At 69.6% G+C, this 7,906-nt stretch carries 9 protein-coding genes; 5 read left to right on the top strand and 4 right to left on the bottom strand.

From position 1 onward, the window contains the following. Positions 1 to 344 precede the first annotated feature (344 nt). The 4 genes from pstS to pstB all read left to right on the top strand — a co-directional run bounded on the left by pstS (position 345) and on the right by pstB (position 4,491). Positions 345 to 1,481 carry a phosphate ABC transporter substrate-binding protein PstS gene (gene pstS, locus MHW47_RS29000; protein WP_239226725.1) on the top strand — a complete coding sequence of 379 codons (1,137 nt, stop codon included), beginning with the start codon at positions 345 to 347 and terminating at the stop codon, positions 1,479 to 1,481. A gap of 137 nt (positions 1,482 to 1,618) precedes the next feature. Next, on the top strand, positions 1,619 to 2,605 hold the full coding sequence (pstC, locus tag MHW47_RS29005) for a phosphate ABC transporter permease subunit PstC (RefSeq protein WP_239226726.1): 987 nt from the start codon (positions 1,619 to 1,621) through the stop codon (positions 2,603 to 2,605). Continuing rightward, the gene (pstA, locus tag MHW47_RS29010) at positions 2,602 to 3,687 is read left to right on the top strand and encodes a phosphate ABC transporter permease PstA (RefSeq protein WP_239226727.1); all 1,086 of its coding nucleotides are present in this window, start codon (positions 2,602 to 2,604) and stop codon (positions 3,685 to 3,687) included. Before pstC ends, pstA begins: the two co-directional genes overlap by 4 nt. A 27-nt stretch (positions 3,688 to 3,714) precedes the next feature. Next, positions 3,715 to 4,491, top strand: a complete 777-nt coding sequence (pstB, locus tag MHW47_RS29015) for a phosphate ABC transporter ATP-binding protein PstB (protein WP_239226728.1) — start codon at positions 3,715 to 3,717, stop codon at positions 4,489 to 4,491. Between the two features lie 118 nt (positions 4,492 to 4,609). Here the strand turns inward: pstB and MHW47_RS29020 are convergent, their stop codons facing one another. Next, entirely contained in the window at positions 4,610 to 5,608 is a 999-nt protein-coding gene (locus tag MHW47_RS29020) for an inorganic phosphate transporter (RefSeq protein WP_239226729.1), read from the bottom strand. A gap of 5 nt (positions 5,609 to 5,613) precedes the next feature. Then, positions 5,614 to 6,234, bottom strand: a complete 621-nt coding sequence (locus MHW47_RS29025) for a DUF47 domain-containing protein (protein WP_239226730.1) — start codon at positions 6,232 to 6,234, stop codon at positions 5,614 to 5,616. Positions 6,235 to 6,432: 198 nt separating this feature from the next. Here MHW47_RS29025 and MHW47_RS29030 point away from each other — a divergent pair, with 198 nt between their 5' ends. After that, positions 6,433 to 6,789 (top strand): metal-sensitive transcriptional regulator, encoded by a 357-nt coding sequence (locus tag MHW47_RS29030; protein ID WP_239226731.1) that lies wholly within the window; start codon positions 6,433 to 6,435, stop codon positions 6,787 to 6,789. 20 nt (positions 6,790 to 6,809) lie between these two features. Here the strand turns inward: MHW47_RS29030 and MHW47_RS29035 are convergent, their stop codons facing one another. Together MHW47_RS29035 and MHW47_RS29040 are read right to left on the bottom strand one after the other, a co-directional pair. Then, positions 6,810 to 7,004 carry a hypothetical protein gene (locus MHW47_RS29035; protein ID WP_239226732.1) on the bottom strand — a complete coding sequence of 65 codons (195 nt, stop codon included), beginning with the start codon at positions 7,002 to 7,004 and terminating at the stop codon, positions 6,810 to 6,812. A 185-nt stretch (positions 7,005 to 7,189) separates the two neighbouring features. Then, positions 7,190 to 7,906 (bottom strand): hypothetical protein (locus tag MHW47_RS29040; protein ID WP_239226733.1); only part of this gene is annotated, 717 nt, incomplete at its 5' end.

A 7,906-nucleotide genomic window follows, 5' to 3' on the forward strand; every position in this document is an offset into this window, starting at 1 on the left:
CCCGCGCCCGCCTCCCCCAGCCGCGCGACCGCGAGCTGCTCGACGCGGCGCTGGGCGCCCTGCCCCGCGCGTAACCCGGGCCCCGCCCCGCGCAAAACCGGGGCCGCGCCCCGCACGTAACCCGGGCCCCGCCCCGCGCGTAACCCGGGCCGCGCCCCGCCGGCATCCGGCGGAACCGGGCCGCCCGCCACGGTTCACCCGCCGTTCACTCTCCCCCGTCAACCACGTCACCTGGTCTGCCTAATTTCAGACCTACCGGGTGCAGGCACCAGCCACTGCACCACCCGCGTCGCACGCCGCCTCGCCCCAACAGCCGCGGCGGCTCCTGGAAGGAACACCCGAAAGTGAAGCTTCAGCGCAAGAACCGGCTTCGTGCCACCGCGCTCGGTGCCCTCGCCGTCTCCGGCGCCCTGGTCCTCACGGCGTGCGGTTCCGACGACAACAGCGGCGACACCTCCGCCTCGGGCGGCGGCAAGACGAAGGCCGCGTCCAACGTCAAGTGCGACGGCGCCAAGGGCCAGCTGCGCGCGTCCGGCTCCAGCGCCCAGAAGAACGCCATGGACCTCTGGGTCAAGGAGTACATGGCCGCCTGCTCCGGCGTGGAGATCAACTACAACTCCTCCTCGTCCGGCGAGGGCATCGTCGCCTTCAACCAGGGCACCGTCGGCTTCGCCGGCTCCGACTCGGCGCTGAAGCCCGAGGAGGTCGCCGACTCCAAGAAGATCTGCAAGACCGGCCAGGGCATCAACCTGCCGATGGTCGGCGGCCCGATCGCCGTCGGCTTCCACCTCGAAGGCATCGACAGCCTGACCCTGGACGCCCCCACCCTCGCCAAGATCTTCGACACGAAGATCAAGAAGTGGAACGACGAGGCGATCGCCAAGCTCAACCCCGGCGCCAAGCTGCCGGACAAGGCGATCCAGGCCTTCCACCGCTCCGAGGACTCCGGCACCACCCAGAACCTCGGCAAGTACCTCGGCGCCGCCGCCCCGCAGGACTGGAAGTACGAGGCCGAGAAGAAGTGGCCCGCCCCCGGCGGCCAGGCCGCGTCCGGCTCCTCCGGCGTCGCCAGCCAGGTCAAGCAGGTGGACGGCTCGATCGGCTACTTCGAGCTCTCCTACGCCACCTCGCAGCAGATCAGCACCGTCGACATCGACACCGGCGGCTCCGCCCCGGTCAAGGCCACGTCCGAGAACGCCTCCAAGGCCATCGCCGCCGCCAAGATCAAGGGCACCGGCAAGGACCTGGCCCTCGAACTCGACTACACCACCAAGGCCGAGGGCGCCTACCCGATGGTCCTGGTCACCTACGAGGTCGTCTGCGACACCGGCAACAAGGCCGAGACCCTCGGCACCGTGAAGTCCTTCCTCGGCTACGCCGCCTCGGCGGACGGCCAGAAGCTCCTCACCGAGGCCGGCTACGCGCCGATCCCCGAGGAGATCAACGCCAAGGTCCGCGAGACCGTCGCCGGCCTCTCGTAACGAGAACACGCCGCACGACGCGCACGACGCGCCCGGCGGCCGGTCCGGAACACCCCTCCGGGCCGGCCGCGCCCCAGCCCCTCCGGTGCACCGCCGCCAGGGGAGCGTGCCGCTCCCCCACACAGACCGGAAAGACCATGGCTTCCACCACACCACAGATACAGACCCCAGCGGCCGGGCGATCCCGCCCCCGCTCCACGGGCCGCGCAGGCGACCGGATCTTCCTCGGACTGTCGCGCGGCTCCGGCATCCTGCTTCTGATGATCATGGCGTCCATCGCCGTGTTCCTCAGCTACCGCGCCGCGATCGCCATCTCGAAGGACGAGGGCAACTTCCTCACCACCTTCGACTGGAACCCGGCCGGTGACCCGCCCGTCTTCGGCATCGCCGTCCTCCTCTTCGGCACCGTCGTCAGCTCCGTCATCGCGATGGCCATCGCGGTCCCGGTCTCCGTCGGCATCGCCCTGTTCATCTCGCACTACGCGCCGCGCAAACTGGCCGGCCCGATCGCGTACGTCATCGACCTGCTCGCCGCGGTCCCCAGCATCGTCTACGGCATCTGGGGCGCCCTCGTCCTCGTGCCGTACCTGGAGGGGCTGAACCTCTGGCTCGACCAGTTCTTCGGCTGGACGTACGTCTTCGAGAAGACCGAGATCGGCGTCGCCCGCTCGCTGTTCACCGTGGGCATCCTGCTCGCGGTCATGATCCTGCCGATCGTGACCAGCGTCAGCCGCGAGGTGTTCCTCCAGGTCCCGCGCATGAACGAGGAGGCCGCGCTCGCCCTCGGCGCCACCCGCTGGGAGGTCATCCGCCTCTCCGTGCTGCCGTTCGGCCGCTCCGGCATCATCTCCGCGTCGATGCTGGGCCTGGGCCGCGCGCTCGGCGAGACGATGGCCGTCGCCACGGTCCTGTCGCCGAGCTTCCTGATCTCCCTGCACGTGCTCAACCCGGGCGGCGGCACCTTCGCCCAGAACATCGCGGCGAAGTTCGGCGAGGCCGACGCGTTCGGGCGGGACGCCCTGATCGCCTCCGGCCTGGTCCTCTTCGTCCTCACCCTGCTGGTCAACGGCGCCGCGCGGCTCATCATCGCCCGCCGCAAGGAGTACTCGGGGGCCAACGCATGAGCCACGCCACCACCACCGGCGTCCAGGAGATCCCGGTGCCCGCACCCGCCGCCCCCAGGCCCGGCCTCAGCACCCGGTCCCTGCCCCGCCTCGCCCCGCTCGGCTTCGCCGCCGCCGGCATCGTGCTGGGTGTCGGCCTCGCCCTCGCCGCCGGCTGGCAGAGCCGCGTGCAGTGGGGCCTGCTCTCCGCGCTGTTCTTCCTGGTGATCTCATACATCACCACCAGCGTCGTCGAGAACCAGCGCCAGGCCCGGGACCGCCTCGCCACCAGCCTGGTCTGGGTCTGCTTCCTGCTCGCCGTCGTCCCGCTCGCCTCGCTGCTCTGGACGACCATCAGCCGCGGCTCCGAACGCCTGGACGGCTACTTCCTGACCCACTCCATGGCCGGTGTCCTCGGGCCCGAGGCCAGCGGCGGCGTCTACCACGCGCTGATCGGCACCCTGGAGCAGATCGGCATCGCCACCCTGATCTCCGCCCCGCTCGGCCTGCTCACCGCCGTCTACCTGGTGGAGTACGGCAAGGGCTCGCTGGCCAGGGCCGTCACCTTCTTCGTGGACGTGATGACCGGCATCCCCTCGATCGTCGCCGGTCTGTTCATCCTCTCCATCATGCTGATCACCGGCCTGGAGCCGTCCGGCCTGATGGGCGCGCTCGCCCTGACCATCCTGATGATCCCGGTCGTCGTCCGCTCCACCGAGGAGATGCTCAAGCTCGTCCCGAACGAGCTGCGCGAGGCCTCCCTCGCCCTCGGCGTGCCGAAGTGGCGCACCATCCTCAAGGTGGTCCTGCCGACCGCGATCGGCGGCATCGTCACCGGCGTCATGCTCGCCGTGGCCCGCATCGCCGGCGAGACCGCGCCGATCATGCTGCTGGTCTTCGGCAGCCAGCTGATCAACACCAACCCCTTCGAAGGCGCCCAGTCCTCGCTCTCGTTCTACATCTACGAGCAGTACCGGGTCGGGGAGGCCGCGTCCTACGACCGCGCCTGGGCCGCCGCCCTGGTCCTCATCGCCTTCGTCATGATCCTCAACCTGGTGGCCCGCGGCATCGCCCGCTGGAAGGCCCCCAAGGCCGGGCGCTAGGCCCGCCGGAAAGCAGCAGTGATTCAGATGGCCAAGCGCATAGACGTCAGCGGACTGTCGGCCTACTACGGCAGCCACAAGGCGATCGACGACATCTCCATGACCGTGGAACCCGGCTCGGTGACCGCCTTCATCGGCCCCTCCGGCTGCGGCAAGTCCACCTTCCTGCGCACCCTGAACCGGATGCACGAGGTCACCCCCGGCGGCCGCGTCGAGGGCAAGGTGCTCCTGGACGACGAGAACCTGTACGGACCCGGCGTCGACCCGGTCACCGTGCGCCGCACGGTCGGCATGGTCTTCCAGCGCCCCAACCCGTTCCCCACCATGTCGATCTTCGACAACGTGGCGGCCGGCCTGCGCCTCAACGGCTCCTACCGCAAGAGCGCCCTGGAGGACATCGTCGAGAAGTCGCTGCGCGGCGCGAACCTGTGGAACGAGGTCAAGGACCGGCTGAACAAGCCCGGCTCCGGCCTCTCCGGCGGCCAGCAGCAGCGCCTGTGCATCGCCCGCGCCATCGCGGTCGAGCCGGACGTGCTGCTGATGGACGAGCCGTGCTCCGCCCTGGACCCGATCTCCACCCTCGCCATCGAGGACCTGGTCGGCGAGCTGAAGGAGCGGTTCACCATCGTCATCGTCACGCACAACATGCAGCAGGCGGCCCGTGTCTCGGACCGGACCGCGTTCTTCAACCTGGCCTCGGTCGGCAAGCCCGGCAAGCTCATCGAGATCGACGAGACGGAGCGCATCTTCTCCAACCCGTCGGTCCAGGCCACCGAGGACTACATCTCCGGCCGCTTCGGCTGAGCCGGCCCGTCCCCCCGACGGCCTTGGGGTGCTGCATGGCGGTGCCACCACAAGGCGAAGGGTCCGCCCCGCGCTCCACGAGGAGCGCGGGGCGGACCCGTTCCGGCGCGGGACGGCCTCAGCCGAACACCAGGTACACGAGGCCGTAGCTTCCGGCGGCGACCAGGGCCGCGGCCGGCATGGTGATGAACCACCCGAGAATGATGTTCTTCGCGACGCCCCAGCGCACCGCGTTCACCCGCTTCGTGGCACCCACACCCATGATCGCCGAGGTGATGACATGGGTCGTGGAGATCGGCGCGTGGAAGAGGAACGCCGAACCGAACATGATCGACGCGCCCGTGGTCTCGGCGGCGAAACCCTGCGGCGGGTCCAGCTCGATGATCTTCCGGCCGAGCGTACGCATGATGCGCCAGCCGCCCGCGTACGTGCCCAGCGACAGCATCAGCGCGCAGACGAGCTTCACCCAGACCGGGATCGGGTCGCTCGGGGACTCGACGTCGGCGATGACCAGGGCCATCACCACGATGCCCATCGTCTTCTGCGCGTCCTGCAGACCGTGCCCGAGCGCCATGCCCGCGGCCGACACCGTCTGGGCGATGCGGAAGCCGCGCTTCGCCTTGTGCGGGTTGACCTTCCGGAACATCCACATGATGGCGACCATCACCAGATAACCGACCACCAGGCCGATCACCGGGGACAGGAACATCGGAATGACGATCTTGTCGAGCACCCCGTCCCAGTGCACCATCGTCCCGCCGGCCAGCGCCGCGCCGACCATGCCGCCGAACAGGGCGTGCGAGGACGACGAGGGCAGCCCGAAGTACCAGGTGACCAGGTTCCAGATGACGGCCCCGACGAGCGCCGCGAAGAGGATGCCCATCCCCTTGTTGCCCTCGGGCGTCGCGATCAGGCCCTCGCTGACGGTCTTGGCGACCCCGCTCCCGAGGAACGCACCCGCGAGGTTCATCACCGCCGCCATCGCCAGCGCCGCCCGCGGGGTCAGCGCCCGCGTGGAGACCGACGTGGCGATGGCGTTCGCCGAGTCGTGGAAGCCGTTGGTGTACGTGAAGCCGAGCGCGACGCCGATGGTCACGACCAGTACGAAGGTGTCCACGTGGTTCAGGACTCCTTGACCGCGATGGTCTCCACCGTGTTCGCGACGTGCTCGAACGCGTCCGCAGCCTCTTCCAGCACGTCCACGACCTGCTTCAGCTTCAGCACCTCTATGGCGTCGTACTTGCCGTTGAAGAGCTGGGCGAGCAGCTTGCGGTGGATCTGGTCCGCCTGGTTCTCCAGCCGGTTGACCTCGATCCAGTACTCAGTGAGGTTGTCCATGGTGCGCAGACCGGGCATCGCCTCGGCGGTCAGCTCGGCGGCCCGCGCCAGCACCTCGATCTGCTGCTCCACGCCCTTGGGAAGCTTCTCGATCTGGTACAGCACGACCAGGTCGACGGCCTCCTCCATGAAGTCCATGATGTCGTCGAGCGACGAGGCGAGGTTGTAGATGTCCTCACGGTCGAACGGCGTGATGAACGAGGAGTTCAGCTGGTGGAAGATCGCGTGGGTGGCATCGTCCCCCGCGTGCTCCGCCGCCCGCATGCGCTCCGCGATCTCGGCACGGGAAGTCGGCTCCGCCCCGAGCAGTTCCATCAGGAGTTTCGAGCCCGTGACGATGTTGTCCGCGGACGCGGAGAACATGTCGTAGAAGCTCGTCTCCCTGGGGGTCAGACGAAAGCGCACGTGGGGTCCTCGGGGTGCTTTGGATTCGGTCAGGCTGATGCTAGGCGCATCATCCGGCCACGGCTAACCGGCATCGTCAGTGTCGCGCATCAGGCACAGTGATCAGCACGGGGCCCCGGTCACGTTTCAGCTGAATTCGTTAAGATATACCCGCCAGGGGTATATAGACGCCAGGTAAAGGGAAAACGGGAGGCAGCAATGACGACGACCGAGGCCACGGGAACGCAGCCCGCACCGGACGCGTCACCGGTCGTGACCGACCACGACCGCGGCATCCACGGCTACCACCACCAGAAGACCGAGCACCTCAAGCGGCTGCGCCGGATCGAGGGCCAGATCCGCGGCCTCCAGCGCATGGTCGACGAGGACGTCTACTGCATCGACATACTCACCCAGGTCTCGGCGTCCACCAAGGCCCTCCAGTCCTTCGCGCTCCAGCTCCTGGAGGAGCACCTGCGCCACTGCGTCGCCGACGCGGCCGTCAAGGGCGGCGCCGAGATCGACGCCAAGGTCGAGGAGGCCACCAAGGCCATCGCCCGCCTGCTGCGCACCTGACGTCCGCGCCCGCGCCCCCGTCAGCCCCGGTGCTCTCCCTGCCGGGGCACGGTGGTGCGGTCGGCGCTCACCTTCACATCGAGCACCTCGTCGATCCGCTCGGAACTGAGCCGTTCGCCGATCGCCGCCGACGCCGCGATCATCAGTTCCCCGCACAGCTCGATCTCGGCGAGCGCCACATGGTCCGACACGGTCGGGGCGCTGAGCGTCACCACGTCACTCACCTCTCACTGCCGTCACCGGCTTTCCAGGGTAGAGAGCCCGACACGCGCCGCGCATGGCACGGACGGACCATTTCACCGCCCCCGGACGGACCGGGAACGGCGGGTCGGAAGCGCCCGGTGGGGCGGTACGGGACCTGTGGGGTGGCCGGATCTGCACGGTTCGGGTGGGATTCATCTCACGCCCGTCCCCGCCCGATCTCCCCGGTGTAGATGTCCCGCGCGTCCGGCAGCCGTACGGCCACCGGCACGCCGAACCCGTACAGGAGCGTCGTCGACACGACCTCCGCCGCCGGGCCCGTATTGGCGAACCGGAACCGGTGGCGCACCTTGCGCAGCCGGCCCTGCTCGTCCAGATAGGCCTCGAACCGCACGGTCCGCGTGCGGAACCCTTTCGCCGCCGCCTCCAGCGCCGGCCGCACGCCCGGCGCCGCCATCCGGGCGGCCCGGCCGATGTCCGCCGTACCCCGGTAGTGCCGCACCGGCACCCCGGCCAGCTCCGTCTCGCCGACGTACGTCACGGCCCCCGCGCCGCGCAGCAGTTCGGCGGCGGCCAGCGGATCGGTCACCCCGCCGGTGACGAGGTTGCCGTCCTCCAGCGCCGTCGTGTCGATCCGCACCCACTTGTCGGCGGGCACCCCGGCGCCCCGGTTCTTCATGTACAGCGCGCCCGGCGCCAGCAGCTCCGTGATCGGGCGGTGCTCCTCCTCGCCCGTCGCGCCGGGCGGCAGCACGACCTTGAGCCGGCCCGACGCGGCCCGGAAGTCGTACGCCCCCGAGCCCCTGATCGTGAGCCGGGTGCCCCCGGCGGCCGTCTCCATCGAGGTCAGCACCTCGGCGCTCGCGGCCTCCGCACCGGCGAGCACGACCGCCGCCCGCCGCACCACGTCGACGGC

It is taken from the genome of Streptomyces sp. OfavH-34-F, assembly GCF_022347745.1.
Lineage (GTDB): Bacteria > Actinomycetota > Actinomycetes > Streptomycetales > Streptomycetaceae > Streptomyces.